This window comes from Streptomyces sp. G5(2025) (assembly GCF_049542075.1).
Taxonomy (GTDB): Bacteria; Actinomycetota; Actinomycetes; order Streptomycetales; family Streptomycetaceae; genus Streptomyces.
Map to the genome: position 1 here is coordinate 1,801,182 of NZ_JBMUZT010000002.1, position 16,992 is coordinate 1,818,173.

The 16,992-nt window shown below is 70.7% G+C and carries 16 protein-coding genes and 2 pseudogenes; 5 read left to right on the forward strand and 13 right to left on the reverse strand.

The window, feature by feature from the left end; translation table 11 throughout:
• Positions 1-7: 7 nt before the first annotated feature.
• Positions 8-2,662 carry an MMPL family transporter gene (locus ACOBQB_RS08165; protein ID WP_423589973.1) on the reverse strand — a complete coding sequence of 885 codons (2,655 nt, stop codon included), beginning with the start codon at positions 2,660-2,662 and terminating at the stop codon, positions 8-10.
• A gap of 232 nt (positions 2,663-2,894) precedes the next feature.
• Between ACOBQB_RS08165 and ACOBQB_RS08170 the strand changes: the two genes are divergently transcribed.
• From ACOBQB_RS08170 to ACOBQB_RS08185, 4 genes are all read left to right on the forward strand, one after another.
• Positions 2,895-3,227 carry an ArsR/SmtB family transcription factor gene (locus ACOBQB_RS08170; protein ID WP_423589975.1) on the forward strand — a complete coding sequence of 111 codons (333 nt, stop codon included), beginning with the start codon at positions 2,895-2,897 and terminating at the stop codon, positions 3,225-3,227.
• Positions 3,227-3,466 (forward strand): hypothetical protein, encoded by a 240-nt coding sequence (locus tag ACOBQB_RS08175; protein ID WP_230903169.1) that lies wholly within the window; start codon positions 3,227-3,229, stop codon positions 3,464-3,466. Before ACOBQB_RS08170 ends, ACOBQB_RS08175 begins: the two co-directional genes overlap by 1 nt.
• A gap of 145 nt (positions 3,467-3,611) precedes the next feature.
• Complete coding sequence (locus ACOBQB_RS08180) at positions 3,612-4,280, forward strand: potassium channel family protein (RefSeq protein WP_423589976.1); 669 nt, start codon at positions 3,612-3,614, stop codon at positions 4,278-4,280.
• Positions 4,280-4,957 (forward strand): potassium channel family protein, encoded by a 678-nt coding sequence (locus ACOBQB_RS08185; protein ID WP_423589977.1) that lies wholly within the window; start codon positions 4,280-4,282, stop codon positions 4,955-4,957. Before ACOBQB_RS08180 ends, ACOBQB_RS08185 begins: the two co-directional genes overlap by 1 nt.
• A gap of 159 nt (positions 4,958-5,116) precedes the next feature.
• Here the strand turns inward: ACOBQB_RS08185 and ACOBQB_RS08190 are convergent, their stop codons facing one another.
• The 8 genes and pseudogenes from ACOBQB_RS08190 to ACOBQB_RS08225 form a co-directional block, all read right to left on the reverse strand.
• Complete coding sequence (locus ACOBQB_RS08190) at positions 5,117-5,884, reverse strand: DUF3159 domain-containing protein (RefSeq protein ID WP_423589979.1); 768 nt, start codon at positions 5,882-5,884, stop codon at positions 5,117-5,119.
• 3 nt (positions 5,885-5,887) lie between these two features.
• Positions 5,888-6,286 (reverse strand): OB-fold nucleic acid binding domain-containing protein, encoded by a 399-nt coding sequence (locus ACOBQB_RS08195; protein WP_423589981.1) that lies wholly within the window; start codon positions 6,284-6,286, stop codon positions 5,888-5,890.
• 103 nt (positions 6,287-6,389) lie between these two features.
• Positions 6,390-7,073, reverse strand: a complete 684-nt coding sequence (locus ACOBQB_RS08200; RefSeq protein ID WP_030778727.1) for a response regulator — start codon at positions 7,071-7,073, stop codon at positions 6,390-6,392.
• 41 nt (positions 7,074-7,114) lie between these two features.
• On the reverse strand, positions 7,115-9,670 hold the full coding sequence (locus ACOBQB_RS08205) for an ATP-binding protein (RefSeq protein ID WP_423589983.1): 2,556 nt from the start codon (positions 9,668-9,670) through the stop codon (positions 7,115-7,117).
• 147 nt (positions 9,671-9,817) lie between these two features.
• A pseudogene (locus tag ACOBQB_RS08210) lies at positions 9,818-10,111 on the reverse strand (ATP-binding cassette domain-containing protein); the annotation flags it as partial.
• An 874-nt stretch (positions 10,112-10,985) separates the two neighbouring features.
• Positions 10,986-11,762, reverse strand: coding sequence for a DUF3710 domain-containing protein (locus ACOBQB_RS08215; RefSeq protein ID WP_423589985.1), 777 nt, complete (start codon positions 11,760-11,762; stop codon positions 10,986-10,988).
• 1 nt (position 11,763) lies between these two features.
• On the reverse strand, positions 11,764-12,288 hold the full coding sequence (dut, locus tag ACOBQB_RS08220; protein WP_423590481.1) for a dUTP diphosphatase: 525 nt from the start codon (positions 12,286-12,288) through the stop codon (positions 11,764-11,766).
• A 23-nt stretch (positions 12,289-12,311) separates the two neighbouring features.
• Positions 12,312-12,896 carry a PaaI family thioesterase gene (locus tag ACOBQB_RS08225; RefSeq protein ID WP_205035428.1) on the reverse strand — a complete coding sequence of 195 codons (585 nt, stop codon included), beginning with the start codon at positions 12,894-12,896 and terminating at the stop codon, positions 12,312-12,314.
• A 58-nt stretch (positions 12,897-12,954) separates the two neighbouring features.
• Between ACOBQB_RS08225 and ACOBQB_RS08230 the strand changes: the two genes are divergently transcribed.
• Entirely contained in the window at positions 12,955-13,407 is a 453-nt protein-coding gene (locus tag ACOBQB_RS08230; protein WP_423589987.1) for a DUF3093 domain-containing protein, read from the forward strand.
• Between the two features lie 32 nt (positions 13,408-13,439).
• Here ACOBQB_RS08230 and ACOBQB_RS08235 read toward each other — a convergent pair whose 3' ends face one another.
• The 4 genes and pseudogenes from ACOBQB_RS08235 to ACOBQB_RS08250 form a co-directional block, all read right to left on the reverse strand.
• Positions 13,440-14,369 carry a hypothetical protein gene (locus ACOBQB_RS08235; RefSeq protein ID WP_423589989.1) on the reverse strand — a complete coding sequence of 310 codons (930 nt, stop codon included), beginning with the start codon at positions 14,367-14,369 and terminating at the stop codon, positions 13,440-13,442.
• Between the two features lie 13 nt (positions 14,370-14,382).
• A complete protein-coding gene (locus tag ACOBQB_RS08240) occupies positions 14,383-14,679 on the reverse strand; it encodes a DUF4193 domain-containing protein (RefSeq protein ID WP_423589991.1) in 297 nt (98 codons plus the stop codon).
• Positions 14,680-15,072: 393 nt separating this feature from the next.
• Positions 15,073-16,319, reverse strand: a pseudogene (locus ACOBQB_RS08245) (sensor histidine kinase).
• Between the two features lie 6 nt (positions 16,320-16,325).
• Entirely contained in the window at positions 16,326-16,979 is a 654-nt protein-coding gene (locus ACOBQB_RS08250; RefSeq protein ID WP_030778701.1) for a response regulator transcription factor, read from the reverse strand.
• Positions 16,980-16,992: the final 13 nt, after the last annotated feature.

Below are 16,992 nucleotides of genomic sequence, written 5' to 3' on the forward strand. Positions count from 1 at the left end.
GCTCCCGTTATCGGGTGTGTGGGAAGCTGCCGTATTTAGAGCGCTGCTCAAAACTCCCTTCGGGGTACGTCCTCGCGGCGTCGGCCGAGAAGTCCCCGCCAGGCCCCTCGCGACGGGAAGTCGGCTGCTCCTGCGCGCGGCGGATCGCGCCGGACGGCCACCAGGTGGCGCGGCCGAGGAGGAGCAGCGCCGCCGGGAGGATCATGACGCGAATCACGAACGCGTCGAGCAGGACGGCCGCCGCGAGGACGAAGCCCATCTGCTTCATCTCCAGGATGTGCAGCATCACGAAGCTCGCGAAGACGGTGACCATGACGAGGGCCGCGCTGGTGACCACCTTCGCGGAGGAGGCGATGCCGTCGAGCACCGCCTGCCGCGTGGGCACGCCGTTCAGCGCCGCCTCGCGCATTCGGCTGACGACGAAGACCTGGTAGTCCATCGAGAGCCCGAAGAGGATCACGAAGAGGAAGAGCGGAACGCGCGAGGAGATGCCGTCGAGCGAGACGAAGGAGAGCAGGTCCTCCGCCCAGCGGCCCTGGAAGACGAGGACGAGCAGTCCGAGCGCGGAGGCGGCGGAGAGCAGGTTGAGCCCGACGCCGAGGAGTCCGAGGACCACCGAGCGGAACGCGTAGACCGTCATGGCGAAGGTCATGAGCAGCAGGAAGCCGAGGACGAGCGGCAGCTTCTCGTTCTGGTGCCGCACGTAGTCCATACCGCGCGCCACCTCGCCGGTGACGGCCGTCTCCACGCCGGGGAGTTTGCCGATGGCGGCGGGGATGTGGCGGTGGCGTACGTGGTCCAGTGAGGCCTCGGCCTGCTTCGAGTACGTCGCGTGGCGGGTGTTGAGCTCCAGTGTTGTGGTCCTGCGGTCCTCAGAGGAGCGGATGAGGGGGTGGGGGGGTGTGGGCCTCTGGTTCTCGGAGGTGCGGTTCTCGGACGAGCGGTCCTCGGAGGAGCGGTCCTCGGAGGAGCGGTCCTCGGAGGAGCGGGTGGGCAGAGTTGTGGTCGTCGGGTCCCCGGAGGTCCGGTCCTCAGACGAGCGGCCAAGCAGAGCCGTGCTCTCCTGGCCCTGCGACGTCCGGTCCTCAGAGGAGCGGGCAGGCAGAGCTGTGGCCTTTCGCTCCTCAGATGTCCGGTCCTCAGGTGTCCGGTCCTCAGACGTCCGGTCCTCAGACGTCCGCTCCTGAAACGTCCGCTCCTCGGAGGGGCGGGAGCCGACAACCGCCCCACCCGACCGGTCAGCGAAGAGCGGGTCCGCATACGCCTCGCGGTTCAGCTCCCGCAGGGCCCGCCGCACCTCAGCCGACTGCGAGGCCTTGGCCCGCACCACGACCAGGTGCCGCACGCGTAGCTCCGGGAAGGCCGCGAGCAGCCTGTCGTACCCCTTCATCGCCGGGATCTCGCGGGAGAAGCTGTCCCGCGCCGGATTCTTGAGGTTCATGTTCAACGCGGGCAGCGCGAGCCCCAGCATGACGAGGACCGACAGGCCGAGGGTGAGCGCGGGGTGGTTGCGGGCGGGCGTGAGCAGGGCGTGCCAGGCGCGGCCGGGCTCCTTCTCGCCGTACGCCCGCACGGGCTTACCCCCGGCGAGGCGCTTGGCAGCGCGGCGCTCGGTACGGCGCTCGGTACGGCGCTCCGTACGGCGCTCCGTACGGCGGCCGAGCTTGACCAGCAGCGCGGGCAGGACCGTGACGGAGCTGACCACGGCGACGGTGACGACCAGGATGGTGCCGGTGGCGAGCGAGTCGAAGATGACGTCGCGGGCCAGGAAGAGCGCCGTGGTGGAGACGATCACGGCGAGTCCGGAGACCACGATGGCCCGGCCGGCCGTCGCGGCGGCGGCCTCGACGAGCGCCTCGGAGGTGAGGCGGCCGCCCGCTCTGGCCCGCTCCTCACGCTCGCGCTTGAGGTAGAAGAGCGTGTAGTCGACGCCGACGGCCATGCCGATGAGCAGGATCATGCTCATCCCGACGCCGGTGTCGGGCAGCAGGTGCGAGGCGACCATCGCCAGGCCCATGGTCGCCATGATCGACGTGATGGCGAGCAGCAGCGGCACGCCGACCATGACGACCGAGCCGAAGACCACCGCCAGCGTGATCAGCGTGATGGGCAGCGTGATCGCCTCGGAGAACGCGAGGTCCTTGCTGCGCTGATCGCTGACGCCCTTGCTCACGGAGGCGTCGCCGGTCTCCTCGATGACCAGGTCCGGATGGGCCTTGGCGACTGCCTCGGTCTGGGCCTGGAGCGGTGGGACGTGCTTCTGGTCCTCCTGTTCGGAGCCGTTGAGCTCCACCTGGACCCGCAGGACGCGCCCGTCCGCCGAGCGCACCGGTTCCGCCACCGAGGCGACCTCGGGCAGGGCCTTCATCCGGGCGGTGATGTCCTTGACGGCGGCATCGGCGGCCGCCTTGTCCAGCGGGCCCGACGCGGCCCGGATCAGCACCTGTTCCGTGGGCCTGAGCTGGACGCCGCCCTCGGCGGCCAACGCCTCGGCCCGGCCGGCCTCGCCGACGCGGAACTCCTCCGAGGTGGCGCTGTTCATCCCGGCGGCGATCCCGGCGCCCAGGCACAGCGCCACGAACACCAGCCACCCGATGATCGCGCGCCATGGGTGCAGTGCGCTCCACCGGGCCACGCGCACCGTGACCGACCGTTTCCTCATTCCCATCCCCGTTCCATCACTTCGTCGCACTTCAAGCCTCCACATGTAAGTGGAGACTGACAGGTGAAGGAATGAGCCGTCAACTGTCATATCGAGGCGCGATCACGCGCCTGTTGGGAATCAGAGGCGGATTGACAGCGGAACCTGCCATACGTAAGCCTTGGCTGACGGGTACGAGTACCGATACGAGTACCGATACGAGTACGGGCGCGATGACAGGCGAAGGCGGGCCATGGACAGCGAGGAGCTACTGGCTTTTCTCGCGGCGGTCGGCCACGCGCAGCGCATCCGGATCATCAGCGAGCTCGCGTCCGGCCAGCTGTACGTCAGCGAACTGGCCCGGCGGCTCGGGGTGTCCCGCCCCCTGCTCTACATGCACCTCGAACGCATGGAGAAGGCAGGCCTCGTCGTCGGCCGCCTGGAACTCTCCGACGACGGCAAGGCGCTCAAGTACTTCGAACTGGCGCCGTTCGACGTGCGGTTGAACGTGGATACGATCTCCGCGGCCGTCCGGCAGGGCCGGACGGGCGACGACGGACAGCAATCGGACAAAGGGACGCCCTAGTGGACGACGTGATCATCCCGGTCGCATTTTTCCTGATACTCGCCGGCGCGGTCGTCGCCGTCGCCTACTTCCAGTCGCAGCGCAACCGCGAGCGTGACCGGCAGTACGCGCAGGCCATGCAGGAGTACCGCGAGGCCGTCGAACGCGCCAGGTCGGAGCAGGAGGCGACCCGGCTCCAGCTCGTGGAGCTCGGCCACCGGCTGCAGACCGTCGAGGGCCTGCTGCGCAGCGTGGACTGAGCCCGCGGGCCGCCCGCCCCGCGGGTGCACGGGGGCGCACGGGGGTGCCCCCCGCGGACCGCGCGTGTGTAGCTTGGGCTCCGGTCTGAGACGCTTTTACCGTTCAGCCTGAGCACAGAGTATTGACACAGCCGGAAGGACGGTCGTGCACATCGTCATCATGGGCTGCGGGAGAGTCGGTTCCGCTCTCGCGCAGACCCTGGAACAACAGGGGCACACGGTCGCCGTGGTCGACCAGGACCCCACGGCCTTCCGCCGCCTGGGCTCCGGGTTCGGCGGCCGCCGCGTCACCGGCGTCGGCTTCGACCAGGACACCCTGCGCGAGGCCGGCATCGAGGAGGCGGGCGCCTTCGCCGCCGTCAGCAGCGGCGACAACTCGAACATCATCGCCGCCCGGGTCGCCCGCGAGATGTTCGGCATCGAGAACGTCGCGGCCCGCATCTACGACCCGCGCCGCGCCGAGGTCTACCAGCGCCTCGGCATCCCCACGGTCGCCACGGTCCGCTGGACCGCCGACCAGATGCTGCGCCGCCTGCTCCCCTCGGGAGCCGAGCCGCTGTGGCGCGACCCCACTGGTGGTGTGCAGCTCGCCGAGGTGCACGCGTCCGAGGCCTGGATCGGGCACAAGATCAGCCAGCTCCAGGAGGAGACCGGCGTGCGCGTCGCCTTCCTCACCCGGCTGGGTGAGGCGGTCCTGCCGACCTCGCAGACGGTTCTCCAGGAGGGCGACCTGGTGCACGTGATGATGCGCACCGATCAGGTCGACAAGGTCGAAGCGGCGTTCGCCGAAGGCCCCGAGGAGGGCGGTCACTGATGAGGGTCGCCATTGCCGGAGCCGGTGCGGTGGGTCGCTCCATCGCCGGTGAGCTCCTGGAGAACGGCCACGAGATTCTTCTCGTCGACAAGGCGCCGACGGCCATCTCCGTCGAGCGCGTCCCGCAGGCGGAGTGGCTGCTCGCCGACGCCTGCGAGATCACCTCCCTCGACGAGGCCGCGCTCCAGCGCTGCAACGTCGTGATCGCCGCGACCGGCGACGACAAGGTCAACCTCGTCGTCTCCCTGCTCGCCAAGACGGAGTATGGCGTTCCGCGCGTCGTCGCCCGTGTGAACAACCCCAAGAACGAGTGGCTCTTCAACGAGTCCTGGGGCGTCGACGTCGCGGTCTCCACGCCGCGCCTCATGTCTGCCCTCGTCGAAGAGGCGGTGAGCGTCGGCGACCTCGTGCGATTGCTGCGCTTCAGCCACGGCGACGCGAACCTCGTCGAGCTGACGCTGCCGCCCGAGTCGGCCCTCGCGGGCACGCGCGTCGGCGACGTGCAGTGGCCCGAGGACACGTCGCTGGTGACGATCATCCGCGGCACGCGCGTTCTGGCACCGACGCCGGACGACTCCCTGGAGGCCGGTGACGAGCTGCTCTTCGTGGCCGCGCAGGCCCGGGAGGAGCAGCTGGAGGACCTGCTCTCGGTGCGCCGGGGGGACGCGGTGGGCTAGCCGCCCCGGCAGGCGGTACGTCGATGGGGGCGCCCGGAGGATTCCGGGCGCCCCCATCGTTTCGAAAGCGCGACGCCGTCGAGAGCGTGAGACCCCGCGGGTCCTTCGGGCTGGGCGCGCAGTTCCCCGCGCCCCTTCGGGGTGCTCTCCAGATGCCCGCTAGATGCCCTGGCCCCGTGCCTCGGCCTTGCGCTCCTCCTCCGCCTTCTCCGCCCCCTCCGCCTTCTCCGCCTTCTCCGCCGCTTCCATCTCCGCGAAGACGTCGATCGGCGGCGGGGCCTTCGCCAGGAAGACCCAGGTGAGGTAGACGGCGAGCAGGAACGGCGGGATCTTCAGGGCGACCAGGACCCAGCCGAACTGCGTGGTGTCCGCCCACCAGTACAGCGGGAAGAGGACCGCGCACTTGGCGAGCAGGATCAGGCCCCAGGCCCAGCTGGCCTTCGCGTAGGCCTTCTTGCGGCCGGGGTTGCGGGTGCGCCAGGAGAGGTTCTCCTTGAAGACCGGGCCGAGGATGAGGCCGATCAGGGGGACGCCCGCGAGGGTCGTGATGATGTAGGCCAGGGCGAGGCCCAGGGTGTAGAGCATGCCGGGCAGGTAGAAGTCCTTGGCGTTGCCGGTCATCATCGCGAAGACCACGCCGAAGGCGACCCCGAAGACGCCGCTGAAGGCGTGCTTGACGGTGTCCTTCATGACCAGGCGGACCACCACGAGCACCAAGGAGACCGCGAGGGCCGCGATGGCCGCCATGTGCAGGTCCTTGTTGACCGTGAAGATGGTCACGAAGAGCAGGCCGGGAACGACCGTCTCCACCATGCCCCGCACGCCGCCGAAGGCCTCGAAGAGGGCTGCTTCGGTCACGGCCCTGGAATCGGATGCGGTTTCCTGATCCGCGTTCCCCTGGTCCGTCGGCTTGTCGAGGGACGTCACCGGCTACTCCCGTCCGAGCGGTCTGAGTTCGTATTTGGGGTTGAAGAGCACCCGGCGGCCGCGGCTCATCGAGATCCGGCCCGATGCGATCAGCTTGCGCCCCGGCTCTATCCCGACGATGGAGCGCCTGCCGAGCCACACCACGTCCAGCGCCGCGGAGCCGTCGAACAGCTCGGCCTCCAGCGCGGGGACCCCGGCGCGTGGTCGCAGGGTGACCGTGCGCAAGGTACCAGTAACGCTGACTATCTGGCGGTCTTGACAGTCGCCGATGGGGACGCAGCCCGCGGTCTCGGAGTCCTCACGCAGCTCCTCCGACTCCAGATCCTCCTGGGAGGAGGACAGCCGGTCGAGCATGCGCCGGAAACGGCCTGCCGGCTTTTCGGAACCAGGAACAGCACTCATACAAGAAGCCTACCGGGGGGTGCCGACACACTGGAATGCGGTGCGCTCATCTGTGCTTATGCCCGCTCACGGCGGGCCTGACGCGCCGAGCCGGACGCGGCGTTCACCGCTCGAAGCGGTATCCCATCCCCGGCTCCGTGATGAAGTGCCGTGGGTGGGCCGGGTCCGCCTCCAGCTTGCGGCGCAGCTGCGCCATGTAGACGCGCAGGTAGTTGGTCTCCGTGCCGTAGGAGGGGCCCCATACCTCTTGGAGCAGCTGCTTCTGGCTGACCAGGCGGCCGGTGTTGCGCACCAGGACCTCCAGGAGATGCCACTCGGTCGGCGTCAGGCGTACGTCGCGGCCGCCGCGGTTGACCTTCTTGGCGGCCAGGTCGACGGAGAAGTCCTCGGTGTCGACCATGATGTCGTCCTCGCCCGCGCCGGTGGGCTCGGCCCTGCGGACGGCGGCGCGCAGGCGGGCCAGGAGCTCGTCCATGCCGAAGGGCTTGGTGACGTAGTCGTCGGCGCCCGCGTCGAGGGCCTCGACCTTCTCGTCCGAGCTGTGCCGGGCGGACAGCACCAGGATCGGGACGCGCGTCCAGCCGCGCAGGCCCCGGATGACCTCCACACCGTCCATGTCGGGCAGCCCGAGGTCGAGCACGATCACGTCGGGGTGGCGGGCGGCGGCCAGTTGCAGCGCCGTGGCGCCGTCGGGTGCCGCGTCCACCTCGTACTTGCGCGCCTTCAGGTTGATCACGAGGGCGCGTACGATCTGCGGCTCGTCGTCGACCACGAGCACCCGGGTCATGCCGGCCTGCCTTTCTGGGTTCTGGTTCGGGGTCACTGGTGTCACCGGGTGACCTGGGCGGGAACGTCGGACAGTTCGGGGCGGTCCGGTGGCCGCTCGGTCACCGCCCGCAGGGTGAGGACCATGGTGAGGCCGCCGCCGGGGGTGTCCTCGGCGGCGAGGGTGCCGCCCATGGCCTCCACGAAGCCGCGGGCGACGGCGAGGCCGAGACCCACGCCCGCGCCGCGCGGAGCGTCACCGTAACGCTGGAAGGGCGCGAAGATGCGGTCCTTGGCGGCATCGGGGACGCCGGGCCCCCGGTCCACGACGCGCAGCTCGACGCGCTCGCCGAGGGCGCTGGCGGAGACCTTGACGGGCTCGCCCTCGGGGGCGTACTTCACGGCGTTCTCCACGATGTTCGCGACCGCCCGCTCCAGCAGGCCCTTGTCGACGGCGACCATCGGCAGCGTCTCGGGGATGTCCAGTTCCGCGCTGCCGTCGGGGACGCCGCCGAGCGCCATGGGCACGACCTCGTCGAGGTCGATCTCGCGGATCAGCGGGGTGACGGTGCCGGTCTGGAGCCGGGACATGTCGAGGAGGTTGCCCACGAGGTGTTCGAGGCGGTCGGCGCCGTCCTCGATGCCCGCGAGGAGCTCGGCCTCGTCCTCCTCGGACCACTCGACGTCGTCGGACCGCAGCGAGGACACGGCCGCCTTGATACCCGCCAGTGGCGTACGCAGGTCATGGCTGACGGCGGCGAGCAGCGCGGTGCGGATGCGGTTGCCCTCGGCGAGGGTGCGGGCCTGGTCGGCCTCGGACTTGAGGCGCTGGCGGTCCAGGACGACGGCGGCCTGCGCGGCGAACGCGGCCAGGACGCGGCGGTCGGCGGCGGGCAGGACGCGGCCGGACAGGGCGAGCGCCATGTGGTCGCCGACCGGCATGTCGACGTCGGCGTCCTCGGGGCGGCCCGGCGCGCGGCCGTCGCCGACGCCGCCCGCGCAGGTCCAGGGTTCGTTGTCGCCCGCCCGCTCCAGGAGCGCCACGGACTCCATGGCGAAGGTCTCGCGGACCCGCTCCAGGAGGGCGTCCAGGCTGGTCTCGCCGCGCAGGACGCTGCCGGCGAGGAAGGAGAGTATCTCCGACTCGGCGCGCAGCCGGGCGGCCTGGTGGGTGCGCCGGGCGGCGAGGTCCACCACGGAGGCCACCGACACGGCGACGCCCACGAAGACGGCGATGGCGACGATGTTCTTGTTGTTGGAGACCGTCCACAGGTGCAGCGGTGGCGTGAAGTAGTAGTTGAGGAGCAGCGAGCCGACAGCGGCCGACGCGAGGGCCGGCAGGAGACCGCCGAGGAGTGCGGCGGCCACCGTCAGCGTCAGGAACAGCAGCATGTCGTTGGCGAGGCCGAGGTCGGCGTCGACGTGGGTGAGCAGCAGCGTCAGGAGCGCGGGCCCTGCGACGCCCACGAGCCAGCCCCAGATGATCCGGGAGCGGCCGAGGCGCGCGCCGCGGGCGACGGGCAGGCCGCGTCCCTTGGCGACCTCGCCGTGCGTGACGATGTGCACGTCCAGGTCGGGCCCTGACTCGCGGGCGACGGTCGCGCCCACACCGGGCCCGAAGACGTACTGCCACGTCTTACGGCGCGAGGAGCCGAGGACGATCTGGGTGGCGTTGACGCCGCGGGCGAAGTCGAGCAGGGCGGCCGGTATGTCGTCGCCGATGACGTGGTGGAACGTTCCGCCGAGGTCTTCCACCAGGGTGCGCTGGACGGCCAGTTCCTTGGGGGACGCGGCGGTCAGGCCGTCGCTGCGCGCTATGTAGACGGCGAGGATCTCACTGCCGGAGCCCTTGGCGGCCATCCGGGAGGCGCGTCTGATGAGCGTACGGCCCTCGGGCCCGCCGGTCAGGCCGACGACGATGCGTTCGCGGGCCTGCCAGGTGGAGCGGATGTTGTGCTCGCCCCGGTACTGCTGGAGGTACTCGTCGACGCGGTCGGCGACCCACAGGAGGGCCAGTTCGCGCAGGGCGGTGAGGTTGCCGGGCCGGAAGTAGTTGGAAAGGGAGGCGTCGATACGGTCGGGCTTGTAGATGTTGCCGTGGGCCATGCGGCGGCGCAGCGCCTGGGGCGACATGTCGACCAGTTCGATCTGGTCCGCGCGGCGCACCACCTCGTCCGGGACGGTCTCGCGCTGGCGTACGCCGGTGATCGACTCGACGACGTCACCGAGGGACTCCAGGTGCTGGATGTTGACCGTGGAGACGACGTCGATGCCCGCAGCGAGGAGTTCCTCGACGTCCTGCCAGCGCTTGGCGTTGCGCGAGCCGGGGACGTTGGTGTGGGCGAGTTCGTCGACGAGGGCGACGGCGGGGGCGCGCCCCAGGACCGCGTCGACGTCCATCTCGGTGAAGGCCGTGCCGCGGTACTCCAGGTCCTTGCGGGGCACCTGTTCGAGGCCGTGCAGCATCACCTCGGTGCGCGGCCTGTCGTGGTGCTCCACGAAGCCGACCACGCAGTCGGTGCCGCGCTCGACGCGCCGGTGCGCCTCGGAGAGCATCGCGTACGTCTTGCCGACGCCCGGTGCCGCGCCCAGATAGATACGAAGCTTGCCGCGTGCCATGGCCTCATTGTCTTCCTCGAACAACTGTGTACGCAGCGTCTACCTGCGTACGCGCGTCCGACCTTACGGCCAGCAAATCCGGCATTACGGGCGAGGGGGTGCGGGGCGGCCGTCCTTGACACAACCCTGATACGCCCGTGGGGGTGGTCAGTGCTCGACGATCTCCCCGTCGCGCAGCTCAAGGACCCGGTCGGCGAGGTCGAGCAGCGCCGCGTCATGCGTGGCGACCAGGGCGGTGACGCCCTCGCTGCGGACGACCGCGCGCAGCAGCTCCATCACGGCGACCCCGGTCTCCGCGTCCAGCTGCCCGGTGGGTTCGTCGGCGGTCAGCAGGGAGGGCTTGTTCGCCAGGGCGCGGGCGATGGCCACGCGCTGCCGCTGTCCTCCGGAGAGCTCGCCGGGCCGCTGCTTCGCGTGGTCCGCGAGGCCGCCGAGCCGCAGCCCGCCCGCGTCGGGCACCCCGAGCCACAGCGCCGCCGCGTCCCCGGCGAGCCCCCGGCTGCCCGTGAACGCCTCGCGCGCCGCGACCGCGACCGAGTCGGGCGCCCCGAACCTACTGCTCAGCGAGGCCCACACGGCGGGCGAGCGCTCCTCGGCGGCGTACAGCCCGACGATCCTCATGCGCACCAGGCGTTCGTCCGCACCCCGTACCGTGACGCCGTCCCCGGGCCGCGCGGCGAGTTCGGCGGCGGCGGTCTCGGTCAGCGCGACCTCGACGGGCCCGGCGCGGGGGCGCGGCCAGTGCCCGGCCCGGAGCGTGGCGTGCCGCCCCGCGCCCTCCAGGACGACGACGGTGAGGGTGGCGTCCTGGCGCGGATGCCCCGCGGCTTCGGTGACGGCGAGTTCGTCGCCCCGGGCCGCGGGCGCCCGCAGCGCCGACCAGGTGTGGTGGGGCACCTCGCCGTAGGCGCGGCCGAGGGCGGCGCGGACGTCGCGGTCCAACTGCCGCATGCCGTCGGCCCGATGCGGGCCCGCGACCTCGACGACGGCCTCGCGGTCCGCGGCGAGCCGCCGCTGCACCCCGCCCTCGACGGCCTTCTCGGAGAGCGCCGCGAGGGCGGCGAGGACGGTGGCCGCGAGCAGCACGGCGAGTCCGGCGGCCCCCAGGACCAACCCGTGATGCCGACTCCCCCGCACCGCGGCGGGCACCCGCCGTCCACTCACCGCACCGGTTTCCCTCCGAGTGACCGGCACAGTATGGGCGTACGCGAATGTGGCCCGCAATGGTCCGGACGAACCGGAACCACCGCGGGCCACAAGGCAGTTGAGATGCCGTCAGGCGCTCCGGGCGCCGACGCTGTCACGCTCGGAGGTGTCAGCGGACCTCGGTGATCTCGGGGCCGCGCTGGAGCTGCCCCATGCCGCCCGAGAAGCGCGAGCCTTCCTGCTGCTCCTGCTGGACGCTGCCCTCGGCGACCATCTGCGCGTCGTCCGGCAGCTTCAGGACGATCGGGTCGCGCGGCGCCATCGGGCCCTCGCCGCGTACGACGACGGTGTCCCTGAAGATCTGTTCGAGGAGCCCGGCGGCCTGCGGCTGCACCGCGCCCTGGCCGGAGATCACACCGCGCAGGAACCAGCGCGGCCCGTCGACGCCGATGAAGCGCACGACCTGCACGCCGCCGGTGCCGTCCGGCAGCTGGACGGGGACCTGTGCGCGCAGCTCCCAGCCGAGGGGGCCCTCGACCTCGTCGATGACACCGCCCTGCTGAGTGATGCCGGTGGCGATCTCCTCGCGGACCTCGCCCCAGATGCCCTCCTTCTTGGGGGCGGCGAAGCCCTGGAGCTGGATGGCGCTGTCCTGGAGCACGACGGTGGCCGCGACGATCGCGTCGCCCGCGACCTCCACGCGCAGCTCCATGCCCTCGACCCCCGGCACGAAGAGCCCGCCGAGGTCCACCCGGCCCTCGCCCGGCTCGCGGACCTCGGAGATGTCCCAGGGGCCGTCGGGACGGGGCTCCGGCTCCAGCCTCACGCGCGAGCGCGCGACGTCGGCGGAGTCAGCGGACTCATCACTGGCCACGCCGTCGACGACCTGCTCGTCCGCGCCCGCCGCGTCCTCGGCGGCACTGTCCTTCTTGCGACGTCCGAACACGTCACTGTCCTTCCCGGTCTGATACGACCGATGCGTATCGATTCCCACCCGTTTGTTCGCCCGCGCTCACGCCCGAGCCGACGCCCACGGCGGCATGGCCACCGGTGGACCCGAAGCCCCCCTCGGCCCGCGCCGATACGGGAAGCTCCGCCACCTCCTGGAAGCGCACCTTCTCGACCTGCTGGACGACCAGTTGGGCAATCCGGTCGAAGCGCTCGAACCGCACGGACTCGTGCGGATCGAGATTCACGACGATCACCTTGATCTCTCCACGGTACCCGGCATCCACCGTCCCCGGGGCATTCACCAGAGCGACACCGCAGCGGGCCGCGAGCCCGGAACGGGGGTGCACGAAGGCCGCGTACCCCTCGGGGAGCGCGATGGACACCCCGGTGGGCAGGACGGTCCGCTCGCCGGGCGCGAGTTCGCGGGCCTCCGTCGTACGCAGGTCGGCGCCCGCGTCACCGGGCTGCGCGTACTCCGGCAGCGGCACTTCGGGGTCGACACGCCTGATCAGCACGTTCAGCTCGCCGGAAGGGGTACGGGACGTCACGGGTTCACCTCGAAAGCGCGGGCACGCCGGATCTGGTCCGGGTCGTTCATGGCGGCCCGGATCTCCTCCGGGCGGCCGTTGTCGATGAAGTGGTCGACCTTCACCTCTATGAAGAGGGCGTCGGCGCGGACCGCGACGGGCCCGTCGGGGCCGCCGATCCGGCCCGTGGCCCTGGAGTAGATCTTCCGTCCGGCGACGGCGGTGACCTCGGCCTCCAGGAACAGCACGGTGCCCAGCGGCACCGGCCGTACGAAGTCGGTCTCCAGGCGGCCGGTCACGGCGATCACCCGCAGCAGCCAGTTCAGCGAGCCCAGCGTCTCGTCGAGCGCGGTGGCAAGGACACCGCCGTGGGCGAGGCCGGGGGCGCCCTGGTGCGCCTCGCGCACGGTGAACTCGGCGGTGACGGTCACGCCCTCACCGGCGCGTGCCGCGAGGTGCAGTCCGTGCGCCTGGCCTTCGCCACAACCGAAGCAGTGCTCGTAGTGGGCGCCGATCAGCTCGCCGGGGGCGGGCGCGTCGGGGTGACGGACGGGCGCTATGGCGTCGGCCGGGGGCGTCAGAGCTGCTGATGTACCACTCACAGGCGCTGACCTTACCTCCGCGTCAGTGCTCACAGCCCACCGTGCCAAGCTTGGTGCCATGCAGCCTTACGAAGAACGCCTGACCGCACCCCGTTCGTGGTGGTTCGCCTCGGTCCTGGTGGGTGTGGCGATGGCCCTGATCATGCTGCCGTTCGGCACGCTGCCGCTCCTCGGCGGCCTGGTCGGCGGTACGGCGGTGGCGGCGGTCGTCACCAGCGCGTACGGCTCGGTGCGGATCCGCGTGGTGGCCGGCTCGCTGGTCGCCGGCGACGCCAGGATCCCGGTGTCCGCCCTGGGTGAGGCGGAGGTCCTGACCGGCGAGGAGACCCGCGCCTGGCGCTCCTACAAGGCCGACCCGCGCGCCTACATGCTGCTGCGTGCCTACATCCCCACGGCCCTGCGCGTACCGATCACGGACCCGGACGACCCGACGCCGTACGCGTACGTCTCGACAAGGCACCCGGAGGCTTTGGCGGAAGCCCTGAAGACGGTGCGCCAGAGCGCCCCGTAAGTCAGGCGCCCCCGCAGTGTGAAGCCGACAGGTCAGCCCCCCAGCTCCTTACGACGCCCCGCAATCCGCAGAGGATCGTCCGGCGTCTCCAGCGGCGGCAGCTCCGGCAACGCGTTCCACGGCACCTGCCGCTTGCGCAGGTCGTCGCGGATCTTCTCGGCAAGCTTCTTCGTGTCCCGGCGGTTCATCACCGCCCCGACCGCGGCGCCCACCATGAACGGCATGAGGTTCGGCAGATTGCGGACCATCCGCTTCATGATCTGCTGGCGCAGCTCCCGCTTCATCTGGCCGCCCAGGGCGGCGTTCAGCGTCGTGGGCCTGGTCACGTCGACGCCGCGCTCCTGCGTCCACGACGTCAGATACGCGGCGCTGCGCTCCTTGAGATTGCCGTCGGGCCGCAGGCCGTAGACCTCGTGCAGTTCGGCGATCATCTTCAGTTCCACGGCCGCGACGCCGGTGATCTCGGCCGCGAGTTCGGCGGGCATCGCCGGTGGTACGGGCATCATCGCCGCGGCGCCCACTCCCGCGCCCACCGTGGACGAGGCGTTGGCGGCGCCGGCGACGAGTTTGTCCGCGAGCTGCTCGGGGCCGAGGCCCGGGAACTGCTTGCGGAGGGTCGCCAGATCGCGGACCGGAATCCGCGGGGCGTTCTCGATGAGCCGGTCGGCGAGGTAGCCGATGCCGGCCTTGGCGCCGCGCCCGCCCTTGCGCACGCCTTCCCTCACTCCGTCCGCGACAGCGGCGACACGGCTCCGGGACCCGGCTGCCCGGGTGGTCCTGGAGGCCTTGTCGGCCGCCGTCTCGTCCGGCGCCACCTCGACGGCGTTCGCCGGTTCGAGCGAGGCTGATCCGTTGAGGGAAGAGCCCCGCTCGTCGTCACGCACGCCGTCGCCCGAGGCGGCGGCTTCGTCCGCTCCGCGCTTGCGGAAGCGGCGCTTCCTGGACGGGGTCGAGCCAGTCATGGCCGACCCCGCCTCAGTCGCAGTCGCGGCAGATCGGCTGGCCGTTCTTCTCCTTGGCCAGCTGGCTGCGGTGGTGCACCAGGAAGCAGCTCATGCAGGTGAACTCGTCCTGCTGCTTCGGGAGCACGCGGACGGCGAGCTCCTCGTTGGACAGGTCCGCGCCGGGCAGCTCAAGGCCTTCGGCGGCCTCGAACTCGTCGACGTCCACTGACGAGGTCGACTTGTCGTTCCGCCGCGCCTTCAGCTCCTCGATGCTGTCCTCATTGACATCATCGTCGGTCTTGCGTGGGGTGTCGTAGTCCGTTGCCATTGTCGCTCTCCCCCTCTGGGTGTCTGCGGTGTCTCAGCGCACGTAACGCGTGAGGAGCCGGACTTGTGCCCGACCCGAGGCGGAGATTTTGCCTCACATCAAGGTCTGTTACTCAATCGACACCCAACCGCACCCCTGAAGAGGTGGTCGGCTTGGATGGCGATCGGGACCGTACACGGTCCGAATGTCGCACTCACGGGCGCCACCCCGTGTACTTCCCGTGATCAAGACCCCCGAAAACCCGGATTTTCCCGGCTTTCCGGCGACTTTCACGATCACGGAGAGTAGATGGCGAGAAATCCGCCACTGTGATCGATCGCACACGGTTCTCCCGGGATCGAGTCCCGAAAATTCCGCGCAAAGCGAACACGCCGCCGCGTTCGAGGCAGCGCGTCAAAGGGGAAGTGTGACGCGCATCATGAGCCCACCCCCCTCGCGTGGCTCCGCGATGATACGGCCCCCGTGAGCCCTCGCCACCGACCGGGCGATCGACAGGCCGAGCCCGACGCCCTTGTCGCTGCCCGTCCGCTCCGTCCGCAGCCTGCGGAACGGCTCGAAGAGGTTGTCGATCTCGTACGCGGGCACCACCGGGCCCGTGTTCGACACCACCAGGACCGCCTGGCCGTGCTGGGCCTCCGTGGTGACCTCGACCCAGCCCTCGTCGGGCACGTTGTACCGGACGGCGTTCTGGACGAGGTTCAGAGCGATCCGCTCCAGGAGCACTCCGTTGCCCTGTACGACGGCCGCGCCCCGCTCCCCGCGGATCTCCACGCCCTTCGCCTCGGCCTCGCCGCGCACCTGGTCGACAGCGCGGTCGGCGACCTCGGCCAGGTCGACGGGCTTGCGCTCGACGATCTGGTTGTCGCTGCGGGCGAGCAGCAGCAGGCCCTCCACGAGCTGCTCGCTGCGTTCGTTGGTGGCCAGGAGCGTCTTGCCGAGCTGGTGGAGCTCGGGGGGCGCCCCGGGTCGGAGAGGTGCACCTCCAGGAGCGTGCGGTTGATCGCCAGCGGCGTGCGCAGCTCGTGCGAGGCGTTGCCCACGAACCGCTGCTGGGCGGTGAACGCCCGCTCCAGGCGGTCCAGCATCTCGTCGAAGGTGTCGGACAGCTCCTTCAGCTCGTCGTCCGGGCCGTCCAGCTCGATGCGCCGGGACAGGTCCGTGCCGGCCACCCTGCGGGCGGTACGGGTGATGCGGCCCAGCGGCGAGAGCACGCGGCCCGCCATCGCGTACCCGAAGGCGAAGGCGATGACGGCGAGGCCGAGGAGGGCGAGAAGTGACCGGCTGAGGAGGTTGTCCAGGGCGTTCTGGCGCATCTGGTTGACGCACTCGTTCAGCGCGGCGTTGAGCTGTGTCTCCGTAGGGCGCTCGGGGAGCAACCGGAAGTTGGCACAGCTGTCGCTGCTCACCGAGGACTTGCCCGTGACCCTGAACGGCAGATCACTGCCCACGTTCAGCGCCTGCGCGGCGAGCAGGTAGATGATCGACAGCAGCAGGATGCCCGCGATCAGGAACATGCCGCCGTAGAGCAGCGTGAGCCGTATGCGGATGGTGGGGCGCAGCCACGGGAAGGGCGCTTCGACCTTTCTCGGGTCCCACGTCGGCTTCGGAGGCGCCGCCGGTGGCGCGGGGGTCGCGGCCACCGGGGATCAGATCCGGTAACCGGAGCCCGGGACCGTCACGATGACGGCGGGCTCACCGAGCTTGCGACGCAGGGTCATGACGGTGACCCGGACCACGTTCGTGAACGGGTCGGTGTTCTCGTCCCAGGCCTTCTCCAGGAGTTGCTCCGCGGAGACGACCGCGCCCTCGCTGCGCAGCAGCACTTCGAGGACGGCGAACTCCTTGGGGGCCAGCTGGATCTCCCTGCCGTCGCGGAAGACCTCGCGGCGGTTGGGGTCGAGCTTGATCCCGGCCCGCTCCAGGACGGGCGGCAGCGGCACGCTCGTGCGCCGGCCGAGGGCACGCACGCGTGCCGTGAGCTCGCTGAACGCGAAGGGCTTGGGGAGGTAGTCGTCGGCGCCGATCTCCAGGCCCTCGACGCGGTCGCTGACGTCGCCCGACGCGGTGAGCATCAGGACGCGGGTCGGCATGCCGAGCTCGACGATCTTGCGGCAGACGTCGTCGCCGTGCACGAGCGGGAGGTCCCGGTCGAGCACCACCACGTCGTAGTCGTTGACGCCGATGCGCTCCAGGGCGGCCGCCCCGTCGTACACGACGTCGACGGCCATGGCCTCCCGGCGCAGTCCGGTGGCCACCGCATCGGCGAGCAGCTGCTCGTCCTCGACGACGAGTACGCGCACGTCGCTGTCCTTC

Coding starts and splice junctions, on each gene's coding strand:
- ACOBQB_RS08165 (WP_423589973.1), bottom strand. CDS start 2,662: ATGAGGAAACGGTCGGTCACGGTGCGCGTGGCCCGGTGGAGCGCACTG.
- ACOBQB_RS08170 (WP_423589975.1), top strand. CDS start 2,895: ATGGACAGCGAGGAGCTACTGGCTTTTCTCGCGGCGGTCGGCCACGCG.
- ACOBQB_RS08185 (WP_423589977.1), top strand. CDS start 4,280: ATGAGGGTCGCCATTGCCGGAGCCGGTGCGGTGGGTCGCTCCATCGCC.
- ACOBQB_RS08195 (WP_423589981.1), bottom strand. CDS start 6,286: ATGAGTGCTGTTCCTGGTTCCGAAAAGCCGGCAGGCCGTTTCCGGCGC.
- ACOBQB_RS08200 (WP_030778727.1), bottom strand. CDS start 7,073: ATGACCCGGGTGCTCGTGGTCGACGACGAGCCGCAGATCGTACGCGCC.
- ACOBQB_RS08205 (WP_423589983.1), bottom strand. CDS start 9,670: ATGGCACGCGGCAAGCTTCGTATCTATCTGGGCGCGGCACCGGGCGTC.
- ACOBQB_RS08230 (WP_423589987.1), top strand. CDS start 12,955: ATGCAGCCTTACGAAGAACGCCTGACCGCACCCCGTTCGTGGTGGTTC.
- ACOBQB_RS08235 (WP_423589989.1), bottom strand. CDS start 14,369: ATGACTGGCTCGACCCCGTCCAGGAAGCGCCGCTTCCGCAAGCGCGGA.
- ACOBQB_RS08240 (WP_423589991.1), bottom strand. CDS start 14,679: ATGGCAACGGACTACGACACCCCACGCAAGACCGACGATGATGTCAAT.